Annotated in this window: 12 protein-coding genes and 1 pseudogene; 5 read left to right on the top strand and 8 right to left on the bottom strand. The window is 59.3% G+C overall.

From position 1 onward, the window contains the following. Positions 1 to 61 precede the first annotated feature (61 nt). Positions 62 to 850, bottom strand: coding sequence for an ABC transporter substrate-binding protein (locus QD409_RS27810; protein WP_430764189.1), 789 nt, complete (start codon positions 848 to 850; stop codon positions 62 to 64). A gap of 361 nt (positions 851 to 1,211) precedes the next feature. Then, positions 1,212 to 4,259 carry an aminotransferase class III-fold pyridoxal phosphate-dependent enzyme gene (locus QD409_RS27805; RefSeq protein WP_430764188.1) on the bottom strand — a complete coding sequence of 1,016 codons (3,048 nt, stop codon included), beginning with the start codon at positions 4,257 to 4,259 and terminating at the stop codon, positions 1,212 to 1,214. A 160-nt stretch (positions 4,260 to 4,419) separates the two neighbouring features. On the opposite strand from QD409_RS27805, the gene QD409_RS27800 reads away from it, so the two are divergent. Next, complete coding sequence (locus QD409_RS27800; RefSeq protein WP_092846091.1) at positions 4,420 to 4,860, top strand: Lrp/AsnC family transcriptional regulator; 441 nt, start codon at positions 4,420 to 4,422, stop codon at positions 4,858 to 4,860. Between the two features lie 116 nt (positions 4,861 to 4,976). Here the strand turns inward: QD409_RS27800 and QD409_RS27795 are convergent, their stop codons facing one another. Beyond that, a complete protein-coding gene (locus tag QD409_RS27795; protein WP_430764187.1) occupies positions 4,977 to 5,471 on the bottom strand; it encodes an Lrp/AsnC family transcriptional regulator in 495 nt (164 codons plus the stop codon). Positions 5,472 to 5,603: 132 nt separating this feature from the next. Between QD409_RS27795 and QD409_RS27790 the strand changes: the two genes are divergently transcribed. Continuing rightward, on the top strand, positions 5,604 to 8,009 hold the full coding sequence (locus QD409_RS27790) for a transketolase-like TK C-terminal-containing protein (RefSeq protein ID WP_430764186.1): 2,406 nt from the start codon (positions 5,604 to 5,606) through the stop codon (positions 8,007 to 8,009). A gap of 184 nt (positions 8,010 to 8,193) precedes the next feature. Here QD409_RS27790 and QD409_RS27785 read toward each other — a convergent pair whose 3' ends face one another. Both QD409_RS27785 and QD409_RS27780 read right to left on the bottom strand, forming a co-directional pair. Further along, positions 8,194 to 8,496, bottom strand: coding sequence for a hypothetical protein (locus QD409_RS27785; protein WP_430764185.1), 303 nt, complete (start codon positions 8,494 to 8,496; stop codon positions 8,194 to 8,196). A gap of 207 nt (positions 8,497 to 8,703) precedes the next feature. Next, the gene (locus tag QD409_RS27780) at positions 8,704 to 9,684 is read right to left on the bottom strand and encodes a GGDEF domain-containing protein (protein WP_430764184.1); all 981 of its coding nucleotides are present in this window, start codon (positions 9,682 to 9,684) and stop codon (positions 8,704 to 8,706) included. A 195-nt stretch (positions 9,685 to 9,879) separates the two neighbouring features. Between QD409_RS27780 and QD409_RS27775 the strand changes: the two genes are divergently transcribed. The 3 genes from QD409_RS27775 (at position 9,880) to QD409_RS27765 (ending at position 13,224) form a co-directional block, all read left to right on the top strand. After that, positions 9,880 to 10,908 (top strand): amino acid ABC transporter substrate-binding protein, encoded by a 1,029-nt coding sequence (locus QD409_RS27775; protein ID WP_092846101.1) that lies wholly within the window; start codon positions 9,880 to 9,882, stop codon positions 10,906 to 10,908. 70 nt (positions 10,909 to 10,978) lie between these two features. After that, complete coding sequence (locus QD409_RS27770) at positions 10,979 to 12,127, top strand: amino acid ABC transporter permease (protein ID WP_092846103.1); 1,149 nt, start codon at positions 10,979 to 10,981, stop codon at positions 12,125 to 12,127. Between the two features lie 2 nt (positions 12,128 to 12,129). Further along, positions 12,130 to 13,224 carry an amino acid ABC transporter permease gene (locus QD409_RS27765; protein WP_430764183.1) on the top strand — a complete coding sequence of 365 codons (1,095 nt, stop codon included), beginning with the start codon at positions 12,130 to 12,132 and terminating at the stop codon, positions 13,222 to 13,224. 100 nt (positions 13,225 to 13,324) lie between these two features. Here QD409_RS27765 and QD409_RS27760 read toward each other — a convergent pair whose 3' ends face one another. The 3 genes and pseudogenes from QD409_RS27760 to QD409_RS27750 all read right to left on the bottom strand — a co-directional run. Continuing rightward, on the bottom strand, positions 13,325 to 13,819 hold the full coding sequence (locus QD409_RS27760) for an invasion associated locus B family protein (protein WP_159432150.1): 495 nt from the start codon (positions 13,817 to 13,819) through the stop codon (positions 13,325 to 13,327). Between the two features lie 125 nt (positions 13,820 to 13,944). Beyond that, the gene (locus QD409_RS27755) at positions 13,945 to 14,478 is read right to left on the bottom strand and encodes an invasion associated locus B family protein (RefSeq protein ID WP_430764182.1); all 534 of its coding nucleotides are present in this window, start codon (positions 14,476 to 14,478) and stop codon (positions 13,945 to 13,947) included. A gap of 167 nt (positions 14,479 to 14,645) precedes the next feature. After that, positions 14,646 to 14,910: pseudogene (locus tag QD409_RS27750) on the bottom strand (ShlB/FhaC/HecB family hemolysin secretion/activation protein); the annotation flags it as partial.

The raw sequence follows: 14,910 nt of genomic DNA, 5'->3' as shown, positions 1-14,910 counted from the left end.
ACGCTCCGAAAAGTCATAGTGAATGGGCCGGAGACTTAGCCGGCCCATACCGAAATGCCAGTTAGCGAATATCGCTACCGATCCATTTCATCGAGATCTTTTCATAAGCGCCGTCAGCGAGCATGTCCTCGAGAACCTTCTGCATCTTTGCCTTGAGTTCCGGATTGTTCTTCCGGATCGCAATGCCGAGAGCGACACGTCCGCCTTCGATATTCGGGGTATCGAGAATGCGAATCTTCTGTCCGGTTTCCTTGACGGCTACCATGACCGGAACACTATCCATCACGAGAGCGTTGATGCGTCCGGCCTCGAGATCGACGAGCATTTCGGGAAGGCCCTTGTAGGAGCGCACCGTTAGATTGCCCTGGGCTCTTGCCCATTTCTCATGCGCGTCTCCGAGCGTCACGCCCACGGTCTTGCCATTGAGGTCTTCGAGCTTCTGGATGGAGGAATCCGCCTTCACCACGATCGCTCTGCCGGCATGATAGTAAGGGCCGACGAAGTCGACGGCCTTTTCGCGCTCCGGCGTGATGGTCATCGACGCGACAACGGCATCGTACTTCTTCGCCAGGAGGCCGGCGATGATCCCATCGAAGGGCGTCGTGATGATTTTGGTCTTGAGGCCCATACGCTCGGCGATGGCTTCACCGATCGAGGCGTCGAAGCCGACGACCTGGTTCTGATCGTTCGTGAAGCTGAAGGGCGGATATTGGCCGCTCATGGCAACGCGCAACTCGCCGGAGTCCTTGAGGCTCGTCAGCTCGTCGGCGTGAGCATGGGATAGGGAAAATGTCGCGGCAATCGCAACGGTCGCGGCAGCTATCAGCTTCGTAAGCTTTTGTTTAAACACGTCAGGTTTCCTCTGTTGGTATTTTGTTTGGTTTTGTCGGTTTCCCAGCAACCTTCACCGAACAGAGTTTTGCATAGCCATTTCGGCCAAGCACCAAGCAAGGTGTCAGCGTACCTGACACATTGCCGGAATCGGCCGGCATTATGTCGCCAGGCGCCTTTCGCAATGCCATCGGCCACCGAATGAAGAAAAGGGCGAGATGGCCGATGCATTGCGCTGGCTTCGATGAGCAAAGCGGGTAGGCCGGAACGGCAAGTGCCACACCCCTCGCTGAAACCGCTCAAAAGCAAAAGGCCGCACTCCCGACCATTGCTGGAACGGGAATACGGCCTTCCAAGTCGGCCTGCCTGCGCTCCAGGAACTACCTGAGAGCTGCTTCGAAGCTCGCGTTCAGAACATCGAGCAGGTGATCGGCATTTGCCCGGCTGAAGATCATGGGCGGGCGCATTTTCAGGACGTTGTCGTGCGGTCCTTCGGTTCCCATCAGGATGCCGCGCGCTCGGGCGCCATCGTTGATCTTTCTGGCAAGAGCCGTTGCGGGCGCCTTCGTCTTGCGGTCGGTGACCAGCTCGATCCCGAGGAAGAGACCGAGGCCGCGAACGTCGCCGATGATGTCGAACCGATCCTGCATCTTGCGGAAACCGTCGAGGAGATAATTGCCGACATTCAGGGCATTGTCCCGCAACTTGTCCCGCTCGATCACATGGAGGACTGCCAGTCCCACGGCGCAGGAAACCGGATTGCCGGCGAAGGTGTTGAAATATTCCATGCCGTTGTTGAAGCTGTCTGCGACCTCGCGTGTTGTGACGATCGCCGACATCGGATGGCCGTTGCCGATGGGCTTGCCCATGGAAACGATGTCCGGAACCACGCCCTGGGTTTCGAAAGCCCACCAGTGACTGCCGACGCGACCGAAGCCGACCTGCACTTCGTCGGCAAGGCAGAGGCCGCCCGCCGCCCGCACCATGGCATAGACTTCCTTCAAATATCCATCCGGGAAGAACACCTGGCCGGCAACGCTCGGGATCGATTCTGCCAGGAAGAACGCGGGAGCCCGCCCCTTTCTGCGCATGCTTTCAATCTGTTCGGCAACGCTTTCGGCAAAGCGCTCGCCATGCTCGGCCACGGGCCACTCTTCCGAGGCATGATAGCTATCCGGAATAACGGCCTCATAGACATGCTCGGGACGGCCTTTGCCGCCCTTGCGCTTGTACTTGTAGGGACTGAGGTCGATTAGCTCCTGCGTCGTGCCGTGATAGGCCCAATCAACGACGATCGCGTCGTTGCGTCCGGTGTGGTTGCGCGCCATGCGAAGCATCAGGCTGTTCGCTTCGCTTCCCGAGCAGGCAAAGGACGCCACGGCCAGGCCATCCGGCAAAGTCGCCGTCAGGCGCTCGGCATACTCAACGATATTGTCGTGCAGATAGCGCGTGTTGGTGTTGAGCAGCCCGGCCTGGCGCGAAAGCGCCTCGACGACGTCGGGATGCACGTGTCCGAGATGGCAGACATTGTTGAAGCAGTCCAGATAGGCCCTGCCGTAATTGTCGATCAGCCAGGCGCCTTCGCCGCGAACGAACTTGATCGGCTCGGAATAGGAAATCGAAAGATTGGGCAGCAGCAGCTCTTTGCGCTTGGCCACCAGCTCTTCCCTCGTTCGGCCATCCTGACCAAATGTTTCGGGCGGGATACCGGCGAGCGTCGACGCGTCGGGGAAGAGTTCGGCCCAGACATCGAGATAGGCAGTTTCCCCAACGCCGAGAATGTCGGTCGCCGTCAGCTGGACGTCGGTCGAGATCTGGAAATGCAGATGAGGAGTCCAGCCACCGTTTTCATGGATATCGCCCATGTAACCTACGAGCGCGCGGGCTTCCAGGCGCTGGCCGGGCTTCAGCCGGGTGAGAGCCTCGTGCGCCATATGGCCCCAGAGGGTCACGAAAGGAGGGCAGCCTTCGGGGGCATGCTCCAGTGCGATAAGCCCGCCATAGCCGAGCGGCTCATGTTCGATCTCGACACTTTTCACGATCCCGGCCAGCGGCGTGTAGAGCGGCGTTCCGGCGGCCATGAAGAGATCGACGCCGAGATGATGGATGCGCCGCCGGCCCTCGATGAAACGTGATTCAAAGGCCTTATCGGTGTAGACGGTTCTTTTCTCGCCCCACGAGCCCACGCCGAGTTCGATCTTGTGTTGTTCGGAGAAATCCGTCCACCATTTGGTCGCCTCCTGCGGACGCTGTTCGGCCGAGGCAACGGTCATGACATGCGACGCGTCGCCGTAAGGGACGATCGCCTTGCTCATCGTAGCAGCCGCAGGACGGACGACATCGGCAAAGCTCTTGCGGTTGTCGGAAATCCAGCGGCGGACTGCGCCGGCACCATCAACCGCATCGAAGCCGCACGCCTTGCGCAGAATGGCCGTAGCAAATCGCGGGTTCATGGCATCCATCTTTTCGAGCAGACGCCAAGCCGGCGCCTCGCTGATCGCAAGATATGGATTGTCATCCGTCTGATCGTGGCGGGAAGCGGAGAAGGTGACGCTCGTCACCAGGCGCATGGCGATGAGGTCGAACAGAATGTCGATCTCTTCAGTCTGCAGAGGATATTTTTCGTGGAAGCCGGAGGCCAGGGCCGCCGCCGCGCCGATCGGATCCTCCATATCCAGGATCGAATAGGCGCAGGCGATGGCGACTTCGGCGATCAGGACGGTGTGGACGGCATCGCCGAAATCGATGAGACCGGAAATTCTTTGATTGTCCTGCTCATCAACCAGAACATTCCAGTCGTTGGCGTCATTGTGAATGACCTGCGCCCGCAGCCCCGAGAGCTTGGGTTCAACGAGAGTTTCGAAGCGCTCAATGAAGCGCTCGAGGATCGCCCGCTTCCCCGCGTCGCGGACGAAATGCAGCCGTGAACGCGCCCGCGCCGCATGGCGCAGATCCCAATCCAGCTCGCGCAGCGCGCCGGGATGAATGAAGCCTTGCAGTGCCCGATCGAGTTCGCCGAGCGCTCGGCCGAGGCTGCGCATCAGATCGAGCGTTCTGCCGACCTCCGCAAGCGGCGTGCCCGCCAGCCAGCCGACGAGCCGCAAGGCATGCGTCTCTCCATTGACAGCGACCGTGGACGCCAGAAAATCGCCCGAGAGGCTCGGCTTCAGATGCGGAACCACAAGTTCCGAATTGGCGCGGGCAAGATGGTGCAGAAGAGCGGTTTGGAATTCGCTTTCGATCTTCGGCTCGCTGGAATTGACGATCTTCAGGATCCAGCCGGCGTCGGTTTCCGTCTTCAGTCGGTAGTTGCGGTCCCGCTCGCTATCGAGCGGGGAGGCCTTGGCCGTGACGCCAAATATTTCCTTGGCGAGCTTCTCGGCATCGCCTGCGGACAGTTGAGGAGCCGGATGGGAGAGATCTGTCATAGTTGTTGTTTTTCCAAGCTATTTTTCTTTCCGACAGCTTGGCACGCAATCGGTTTTCAGGCATCAAGTTTCCTGCCGGATCGAGCAAGTATCCTGTCGGATCGAACCGGCACTCTGTCGGAATGGACCGACAGACGTTCGGCCTCAAAGTGAGAAGACCATGCGTGACCTTGACGCCAAAGATCGCGAAATACTCGAAATCCTGTCAAAGGAAGCACGCATCGCGGTGAAGGCACTGGCCGGCAGGATCGGCCTGTCGAGGAGCGCGACAAGCGAGCGGGTCACCAATCTCGAGCGCAGCGGTGTGATCCGGGGCTATCGCGCCGACATCGGCGAGATCGACGCCAACGTCATCCGGGCGATCCTTCTCGTCAGCCTCAAGCGCACGCCGGCGCTTGGCCTACTCGATCTGCTTGCGCGTCATACCGAGGTACGCCGTGTGTCATCCGTGAGCGGTCAGCTCGACCTCGTTGTCGAACTGGAGGCAGCATCCATCAACGACCTCAACCAGGTTCGCGACCTGATCGCCAGCCATGAGACGGTGGAGGACATCACGACTGCCGTGGTGCTGCGACGCGATATCGACCGCGAGCCACGATAGTCCGAATATTCTCAGCTACTGTTTGCCAGAGTAAGACCGGTGCAGTTCCCGGTGGCTTCAACACGCCGCATGTGATCTCCGGCAAGCCGGATGCGCCGTGCCGAGCGAGCTCAGCACTATGGCTTTGCTTTAAGATGGTCGGTGGGCAGCGCCGTTGTATATTTGATCTGGCTGAGCGCGAAGCTGGAGCGGATATTGGCAACACCCGGAATGCGGGTGAGGAAATCGACCACGAGCGCCTGGAACTTCATGAGGTCCTCGACCACCACCCGCAGCATGTAGTCTGCTTCCCCAGTCATCAGGTAGCATTCGACGATTTCGGGTTTGGTCTTGATGGCGGCGTTGAACACGTCGAGCGATTCTCGGTCCTGCTGCTTTAGCGACACCTGCACGAAGACGTTGACCGCCAGCCCCAGGGATTGCGCATCGACCAGCGTCACCGATCCTTTGATGACGCCGCTCTCCTTCAGATCGTTGACACGTCGCCAGCAGGGCGAGGCCGAAAGGCCTGTCGCTTCCGCCAGCTCGGAAATACTCATTTCGGCATTCTGCTGCAACAGATCGAGGATTCGAATAGTGGCCGTATCGAGGGAAGGTTTTGGCGTAGGCATATTTGACCGCGAACTGATGATTTTTCGAAAGAGAATTTCGCATTTTCTCTAAAGCCGGTCAACTGAGACCAATTTAACCTCGAATTCGGGTGTAGCATTTCGGAAAGTCTGAAATATGGGAGAGAGTCGACGATGGGTGGAGCGTCCTTGACGCCAGCGAAGCTGGAATGCCTGAAGGATTTGGAGCGGCAGGCTCTGTGGCACGCATGCTGGATGATCCACAATGCCAATCATCTGCGCGAAAAAGGCGAGGTGAAGGTCGGGGGACATCAGGCTTCGTCGGCATCGCTCGTCTCGATCATGACGGCCCTCTACTTCCACGTATTACGTCCGGAGGATCGCGTCGCCGTCAAGCCGCACGCCTCGCCCGTTTTCCACGGCATCCAGTATCTGATGGGCAACCAGACGCAGGAGAAGCTGCAGAATTTCCGCGGCTTCGGCGGCGCGCAATCCTATCCGAGCCGCACGAAGGACATCGACGACGTCGACTTCTCCACCGGCTCCGTCGGCCTCGGTGTCGCAATCACCGCTTTTGCCTCGATCGTGCAGGATTATATCGCCGCCAAGTCATGGTCGAAGGGGCGCCCGGCGGGCCGGATGATCGCTCTGGTCGGCGATGCCGAGCTGGACGAGGGAAACATCTACGAATGCCTGCAGGAAGGCTGGAAACACGATCTGCGCAATACATGGTGGGTGATCGATTATAACCGCCAGAGCCTGGATGGCGTGGTGCGCGAGGGATTGTGGCAGCGCATCGAAGGCATTTTCACCGCCTTCGGCTGGGATGTGAAGGTGCTGAAATATGGCGCGCTTCAGCAGGCCGCCTTCAAGGAACCCGGCGGCGAGGCGCTGCGTGGCTGGATCGACCGCTGCCCGAACCAACTCTATTCCGCGCTGACCTTCCAGGGCGGCAGCGCCTGGCGCAAGCGGCTCAGTGACGAAATCGGTATGGAAGCGGGCGTTGCCGAACTTCTCGCAGCCCGCAGCGACGAGCAGCTTTCCGACCTTATGAACAATCTCGGCGGCCATTGTGTCGAGACGCTGGCCCGCACCTTTGAGAGTATCGATCATGACCGGCCGACCGTCTTCCTCGCCTATACGATCAAGGGCTGGGGCACACCGCTTGCCGGCCACAAGGACAACCATGCCGGCTTGATGACCAAGGCTCAGATGGAAGCCTTCCAGTCCCGCGTCGGCGTCAAGCCGGGAGAGGAATGGGAAAAATTCGGCGCGATCCGCTCGCCCGAGCCGGTGCGCAACTTCCTCAATACCGTCCCCTTCTTCGCCGACGGCAAGCGGCGCTTCAGCGCGCCCAAGCTGCCCTCTGCCGGGCCGATCTTCCTCGACGATCGTGAATTGTCGACGCAGGCCGGCTTCGGCAAGATTCTTGACGCACTTGCGCAGCGCAACGACGCGCTTTCCGCACGTATCGTCACCACGGCGCCCGACGTCACCGTGTCAACCAATCTCGGCCCCTGGGTCAATCGCCGCGGCCTCTTCGCCCGCGAACAGCTGGCCGATACGTTCCGCGACGAGCGCGTGCCGTCGACGCAGAAATGGGAATTCGGACCGGCTGGCCAGCATATCGAGCTCGGCATTGCCGAGATGAACCTCTTCCTGCTGCTCGGGGCCGCAGGCCTCTCGCATTCGCTGTTTGGCGAACGGCTGCTGCCGATCGGCACCGTCTACGACCCCTTCGTGGCACGCGGCCTCGATGCGCTGAACTATGCCTGCTATCAGGACGCACGCTTCATGATCGTCGGCACGCCCTCCGGCGTAACGCTGGCGCCCGAGGGCGGCGCGCACCAGTCGATCGGGTCGCAGCTCATCGGCATGAGCCAGGACGGATTGGCGAGCTTCGAGCCAGCCTATCTCGACGAGCTGTCCGTCATTATGGATTGGGCATTCGACTACATGCAGCGCGATGGCGATGCGACACACGACCCCCGCACCTGGCTTCGGGACGAAACCGGCGGCTCCATCTACCTGCGCCTGACGACGAGGCCGCTGGAGCAGATAGCGTTGCGGCGCGAAGACGCCGCCTTCCGGCAGGGCGTGATCGACGGCGCCTACTGGCTGCGCAAGCCTTCCGCCCGCACCCGCATCGTCCTTGCCTATCAAGGCTGCATCGCGCCGGAAGTGCTGATGGCGGCGGGAAGCATGGCAGAAGCATACGGCGATGTGGCAGTATTGGCAGTCACGTCGGCCGATCGGCTGAATGCCGGCTGGACGGCGGCGCAGCGAGCCCGTCGCCACGGCCATTTTGGTGCTCATAGCCATATCGAAGCGCTGCTCGGCAGCGTTTCCCGTGCTGCCAGCCTGATCACCGTTACGGATGGCCATCCAGCAACGCTTGGCTGGCTCGGCTCAGTGCATGGTCATAGAACCGTGTCGCTCGGCGTCGAGCACTTCGGGCAGACCGGCACGATCGCCGATCTCTATGCCCATTTCGGTATCGACACTCACGCCATCGTCGAAGCGGCCGAAGCTCTGACACGCAGCGAAACCGCCATGCCGTTAGGGGTGAGCGCGGCCTAACGCCGTGCAAGACCGTGAGAGCGAAGCGCTCCAGAAGAAGCGGGGGGATCGATCAAAAGGCAGGATCTGGTGACAGGTTCGGCACTTGATCACCTCCCGCGGCTGATCGCCAGGCTCTTCCACGTCACGACGTTCGATCAGCCAACCATCGCGGATCGCATCCCTATGTGACGCCGACGCGCGATCAGAAGCTTGAAACTCTCTTTGCCTTAAGCTTCGTTCTCGCAACGGTCACATAAAAGTAGTTCTTGAGCTCGGACAAACAGGCCTTCACCTTGCCTTCGACCACATTGCGATCCCATTTGGTCACTTCCGCTTCGCCATTGTGATATCGCATCAATACATCAATGTTTTGATCGCAATCGGTCATTTGCTTCTGCAAACCGTCGGCCTGGCGCTCGGCATCGAGCGGCCATCTGTTCAGCGCACCGCTGGCAACTATCATCATAAAGGCGCCAGTCGCGACTAGCTTCAGAATGCCACTCATCATGCCTCGCTAGAATCCCCGGCGCGCAACTGCCAGAGATTGTATTCCAGGAATAACCGGAAATGCAACCAATCACACAACGACAATCATGGATTGTCCTTGACGACCGCCTTTTCAGGGCATCCGCGATCGAGCCGCTTCATCGACAAGAGCATTACCATTGTCGCATGGAGAGAAGTCCGAAAGCCCTTCGCCGCGGCGTACCCTTCATAGATCGGAATCGGCGAACGCGACTGTATTTCTGCCGCTTGCTTTCGCCGCGTAGAGATTTCTGTCCGCCGCGCCAAGGCAGCTTTCGGCCTCAAAACCTGCCTCGCAATAGACCGCGCCGATGCTTGCGGAAACACGCACGATCGCGCCCGAAGGAGCGCGCACGTCCAAACGCGCGATGGCGAGCCTGATCTCCTCGCAGCGTTTAAACATGTCTTCGGCAGCCATATCCCCGAAGAAGAGCACGAACTCTTCGCCTCCCAATCGGCCAGCTATGTCGCCGCAACCGCAATGGGCGTTCAACACCTGCCCGGCTTTCCGCAAGACTTCATCACCGGTAGCATGTCCATATCGGTCGTTGATCGACTTGAAATGATCGAGGTCGAGAAACAGCAGCCCTCCGGACATGCCCATTTTACTTGCGCCGGCAAGCTCTCTTTGAAAAGTCTGGCGGTTGAGAACGTTTGTCAGCCCATCCAGCCGTGATTGCAGCCGCAGCTCTTCATAAGCCCTGGCAAGCTCCATGACTGCGCTCGAAGCGATAGACTCGGCCCGCCGCAGCTTCTCCGAATGACGAAAATGAACGGCCGAAGCGGGGATGGCGATTGCCAGCGGGCAAAGGATAGCCATCGCCAAGCCGGCGCCATCGACCTGGCCGCCGAGAAGCGGAACGACACTAAAGCAGATTGCCAAGGAGGCCATAAGAGACAGGAGACCGGTCAAAACGGCCTTGAAAAGGACAATACGCATAGCAAGACCGGCGGATCGTTGGCACCGGGGTCCATTAGCGATGATTTCCTTAAGATCCTCTACACGAATACGTAAAAACCCATTTATCCGTATCGGAGCCATGCGCTCCCCGGCTGGGCGGGCTTGTTTGTCGACATCAGGCGGGTATGCACGACGGAGCGTCCAGCGGAAAGCGATTCCTGGCTGCATTATTGTACACAATAAGACGCGATCATACTTCTTCTCCACGCCCTCCGGTTACCGCATCTGGCGCAAATGGCACGCAAATTGCCTTATCAATCCAATCTCAGCGAGAATATTAGGCCGAACCTCAAACGTGATGTTGTTATGGATTCACTTTCATTGTAGACAATCATTGTGTGCAAACTGGAGCCATGCGGAGGAGCGTGGAATTGCACAAACTTAAAAAATGGGAGGAATCTTATGAAACGTGGGATCTTATGGGCGGGTGTCGCATGTGCGCTCACCACCCTTGGCGCGCTGGCGCCGACTGTTTCCCGGGCAGATACGCTCGACACGGTCAGACAGCGCGGCAAACTGGTATGCGGCGTATCGCTGGCCAATCCGGGCTTTGCAGCGCCGAACGACAAGGGGCGGATGGAAGGGTTTGATGCCGATATCTGCCGCGCCGTTGCCGCTGCAGTGTTTGGCGATGGTGAAAAAGTCGATTTCGTTCCCACCAACATCAACACTCGTTTCCAGGCCCTGCAATCCGGCGAGATCGACATCCTGTCCCGTCAGACGACGCTGACTTATTCTCGTGACGCCTCGCTCGGTCTCGATTTCGGTCCTTATGTCTTCTTTGACGGTCAGGGCCTGATGGTTCCGAAGTCGCTGGGGATCAACAGCGCCAGGGAACTGAAGGACGCGGCCATCTGCACCCTGCCGGGAACGACCACCGCTCAGAACCTCAGCGATTTCTTCGCGGCCCAGGGCGCCAAGTTCGAAATGGTCGTCTTCGAGAGCCCCGACGAAAATCGCGCGGCCTTCTTCGGCGGCCGTTGCGAAGCCATTTCCTCCGACCGCTCTGACCTGGCCTCGATCCGTGCGGTTGCCAACAATCCGGACGATTACGTCATTCTTCCCGAAACGATTTCGAAGGAGCCGCTCGCTCCGGCGGTTCGGCAGAACGATTCAAACTGGCGAGACATCGTATCCTGGTCTGAATGGATGGTGATGGCGGCTGAGGAAAAGGGCATCACTCAGGCCAACGTCGACGAAAAGTTGAAAACCAGCGACCAGGAAATCCAGCGTATGCTCGGGGCAACGGACGAACTCGGGCCGATGCTCAAGCTGGACAAGAAGTGGGGCTACAACATCATCAAGTCGGTCGGCAATTACGGTGAAATCTTCAATCGTAATCTTGGCGAAAAAACCCGGCTCGGCCTGACGCGTGGTCCGAATGTGCCGTGGAATGCCGGGGGTCTGCTCTATGCCCCGCCCTTCCGTTAAGGAAGCCCGTCCCGTGCTCGTATTTCGAACACGGGACATCCTCTGCTCTCAAATTTGACCGGAAAAGCGCATGGCTTTGTTTCATGACGTGCGGTATCGCGCGCTATTCTATCAGTGCCTGGTCGTCGTGCTTGTTGCCGCACTCGCCTGGTCGATGTTTACGACAGCCGGTCACAATCTGGCAAAACAGGATATCGCGACGGGTTTCGGTTATCTCTCGAGACAAGCAGGCTTCGTGATCAGCGAAGCGGCGATCGCTTATGAGCCAACCGATACCGTTGCGCGCGCACTGCTGGTCGGGATTGCGAATACGGTGAAAGTATCGCTGTTATCGGCAATCCTCGGTACCCTGCTCGGGCTGCTGGTCGGCATCGGCCGAATGTCGCGCAACCCTTTGCTGCAGCGGCTGATGCTCGTCTATATCGAGGTCCTGCGCAACGTCCCTTTGCTGCTGTATCTTCTATTCTGGTATGCCCTGGTCATCAACGTTCTGCCGCCCGTACGCGCAGCGTTGGAAATTGCGCCGCACATATATCTTTCCAACAGCGGGCTTGCCATTCCCGGCATGTCTTTCGTCGGCGGTTCTGCCGCTCCATTGGCCGCAATAGCCATCGGCTTGATGATAGCTTTCATCGTTTATCGCATTGCGTTGCGTCGGCGTCTTGCTCGCGGTCGATCGAATTATGGCGGGATAATTGCACTTGCAGCCGCTATTGCCCCGCTTTTTCTGGTCTGGCTTCTATATGGCATCAGCCTGAGCTGGGATATCCCACAGCAAGGTCGTTTCCGCTTGAGCGGCGGCCTTCAGATCCGGCCGGAATTCGTAGCACTTCTTTTCGGTCTTGCGCTGAACGTGTCGGCAAACGTAGCCGAGATCGTGCGTGCCGGCATTCAAGCCATCAGCAGGGGGCAATGGGAAGCCTCCATGGCGCTGGGTCTCTCACGCGGCCACGCGCTGCGCTTGATCATCCTGCCCCAGGCGCTACGCATCATGATCCCACCGCTGACGAACATTTATCTGACGGTCTTCAAGAACAGCTCGCTTGCGATCGCTATCGGCTACCCCGATCTCGTCATGGTGTCGAACACAATCATGAACCAAACGGGGCAGGCCATGGAAACCATAGCGCTGTTCATGGCGGTCTATCTCGGCCTTTCCATCACCATTTCGCTCTTCATGAACTGGTACAATACCCGCATCGCGTTGAAGGATCGCTGACAATGACTGATGTTGATCTCCCTTTGACCGCGATTGCACCGCAACGGCCGCCCAAAAGCCAGGCCAACTGGATGCGGACATGGTTCGGAACACCCGGCAACACCTTGATCACGCTTGTCTGCGTCGGCGCCCTACTCGTGCTGGCAAAACTGGCGGTCGATTGGCTACTTGTAAAGGCCACATTCGCGGGAACACCGGCCGATTGTAAAAGCGGTTCGGGCGCGTGCTGGCCGTTTCTTGCGGCGAAACTACGCTACATGCTTTTCGGCTTCTACCCCTTCGAAGAACAGTGGCGGCCGCTTTTGGCATTGTCCTTGTTCCTCGGCGGCGCGCTGGTGTCGATGCTACCATGGCTATGGGGGCGAGCATTGTTTGGCGCTTGGTGCCTGGCGCTGATACCAGCGCTATATATCCTCATGGCTGGCGGCGTTTTCGGGCTGGTGCCGGTGCCAACAAGCCAATGGGGTGGCCTTCCGCTCTCGTTCCTGCTCTCGTTCGTCGGACTTGCCTGCGCGCTGCCTCTCGGAATCTTCCTGGCTCTTTCCCGCGTATCCGAACTCCCGATCATCCGCATCCTCGCGGTCAGCTTCATCGAGATCGTACGTGGCGTTCCGCTGATCAGCATCCTGTTCATGGCCACGGTGATGCTGCCGCTCTTCATGCCTGAAGGCGTCACCATCGACAAACTGGTTCGGGCGCAAGTTGCCATCATTATCTTCGCCGCCGCCTATATCGCCGAAATCGTGCGCGGCGGCCTGCAGGATATACCGAGGGGTCAGATCGAAGCGGGGTCGGCGCTTGGCCTGCATTACTGGCTGGTGATGTTCAAGATCGTGCTTCCACAAGCCATGAAGAAAGTCATCCCTCCGCTGGTCGGCCTGTTCATCGGCTTCTTTCAGGACACGACGCTTGTGACCATCGTCGGCCTTCTCGACTTCCTCGATACCGTGCGGTCGGCCATGCGTGATCCCGCATGGCAGGGCATTGCGGTGCTCGAAAGCTATCTCTTCGCGGCCGCCGTCTATTTCACCTTCAGTGCGCTGATGGGTAGCTATAGCCGGTTTCTGGAGCGCTATTTCAAGACAACACACGACTAGCGAAGACCGCTTGGCTCAAGTTGCCGACGAGCTGCGCCTCGCAGCGCACTTTGTCATGCTTCGCCGGCAATTATAGGCCGCTCCTTGCAGACGTATCCAGTTACCGGACAATCGCTTCGGCCCGTGCAAGGGCGCTTGCAAAACCGTTGAGGGAAACCGGGAAAGTGACGATCTGTCCGGTGTCGGCAGCGATCGCATGGATCTGCAGCGTCTTGCCTGATTTCAACAATGAAAGGCGCAGTGCATCGATATCAAGATCGACGAAGCAGCCGGCCGGCAATGCCGTGCGGAAGGGGATGGCGGGAGCCCGGCTGCCCTCGTCCACCTGCAGGACAACGCCCTTCTGGAACAGGAGCCCGAATGGCAGCACCAAGGTGCCCGTCACCCGCCCCGCATCGGGACGCAGTTCGATCAACAGCAGCCGTTGGCGTGTGTCGTTGTGGATCTGCTCCTGGACGATCACGCAGGATTTCTGCGTCGACGTCTCGTTGGCCTGGACCGCACCAAGGACGAGCCAGTCACCATGAACCTCGCGCAATGCATCGGCTCCACCCGGCAGGCGGGTCGTTCTGTCAGTGGTGGCTTGATCGGTCATGGTCATTCTTTCGTTGAGCCTGACGCTTTGGCGATGCAGGACAGGCAGTGGATAGATCGCGGAAATGCGGGATGCTCGTCTGGGCGCCCGCGTGGCGAGGGAAGAGGGCATGTGGATGGTCACAACTACTTGGTCAGTTCCGCAACACGGTTGAGGGCGCCGGAAAAGCCCTTAAGGGAGACTGCGAACGTCACCGGCTTCGAGGGATTTATTGCCGAAACGGTGACATTGAGCGCCTTGCCAGCTCTGAGCTTGGTGATCGTGTCAGCTTCCAAAACCAGCGGCACCAGGCAGCCTTGCGGCACGCAAGTCGAAAACGGGAGCGGTGAGCCGATGGAGTTGTCGTCGACCTTCAGCTGCGCGCCCGGCGCAAGTGCGAGCCCGAGCGGCAGAAGCAGCACGCCCTGGAACTTGCCATCGGCCGCCTTGCCGATCGCGGCCGTCAGCACGGCCTGATTGGTCTGGTTGTTTGTCTGGACCTGCCGGACGACACAGGCCGGCGCATTGTTCTGTATCTGGCAGACCACGCCCCAGTCGTCATAGGTCTCGACGAGCGAACTGGCGCCGCCTGGAAGGGAGGCCGCGCTTACCGACTGGGCCGCCAGCATGCCGACGGCAAACAAGGCACCAGCCAGCGAAGAGTAATGGAATGGAATCATGATCAAAAATATCCTTGTGGTCGCAAGTTCGCATATACTTGAGAGACATTCTGAAATGACTGCACCAGGTCCGCAGCATGGCTCGCTCCATCGAGGTCGGCTGCGCCGATAGCAGGATCCTGCTGGGGAGCATCATGCGGATGCGGGTAGTGGGCCACGTCGTCGTCTCAGAACTGGAATGCAGCAGCAACTGTAAATCGATTGTCGTTGGAGCCGTCGCCGAAGCGCTCGACGCGGCCATATTCGAGGTTGACGTTCATGCTGTTGAAGCTCGTCTGTTCGGCCGCCGCCAGCCGCAGGCCGAGGCCATAGGCCGCGCCGCGCGAAAAGCCGCTCTCCAGCGCCGTCGGCTGGTAGAGCTTGACGCCGCCATAGGCGCCGAACAGGTAAGGCGAGACCACCACGGCCCCGGCCGTGCTCGTTCCATCGGCA

The sequence above is a fragment of the Rhizobium sp. BR 315 genome (assembly GCF_050577975.1).
Lineage (GTDB): Bacteria > Pseudomonadota > Alphaproteobacteria > Rhizobiales > Rhizobiaceae > Rhizobium > Rhizobium miluonense.
The sequence above is the reverse complement of the archived record's forward strand: the minus strand, read 5'-3'. Positions and strand labels throughout refer to the sequence as shown.

Coding starts and splice junctions, on each gene's coding strand:
- QD409_RS27770 (WP_092846103.1), top strand. CDS start 10,979: ATGGCTTTGTTTCATGACGTGCGGTATCGCGCGCTATTCTATCAGTGC.
- QD409_RS27785 (WP_430764185.1), bottom strand. CDS start 8,496: ATGAGTGGCATTCTGAAGCTAGTCGCGACTGGCGCCTTTATGATGATA.
- QD409_RS27755 (WP_430764182.1), bottom strand. CDS start 14,478: ATGATTCCATTCCATTACTCTTCGCTGGCTGGTGCCTTGTTTGCCGTC.
- QD409_RS27760 (WP_159432150.1), bottom strand. CDS start 13,819: ATGACCGATCAAGCCACCACTGACAGAACGACCCGCCTGCCGGGTGGA.
- QD409_RS27800 (WP_092846091.1), top strand. CDS start 4,420: ATGCGTGACCTTGACGCCAAAGATCGCGAAATACTCGAAATCCTGTCA.
- QD409_RS27775 (WP_092846101.1), top strand. CDS start 9,880: ATGAAACGTGGGATCTTATGGGCGGGTGTCGCATGTGCGCTCACCACC.
- QD409_RS27805 (WP_430764188.1), bottom strand. CDS start 4,259: ATGACAGATCTCTCCCATCCGGCTCCTCAACTGTCCGCAGGCGATGCC.
- QD409_RS27790 (WP_430764186.1), top strand. CDS start 5,604: ATGGGTGGAGCGTCCTTGACGCCAGCGAAGCTGGAATGCCTGAAGGAT.
- QD409_RS27765 (WP_430764183.1), top strand. CDS start 12,130: ATGACTGATGTTGATCTCCCTTTGACCGCGATTGCACCGCAACGGCCG.
- QD409_RS27795 (WP_430764187.1), bottom strand. CDS start 5,471: ATGCCTACGCCAAAACCTTCCCTCGATACGGCCACTATTCGAATCCTC.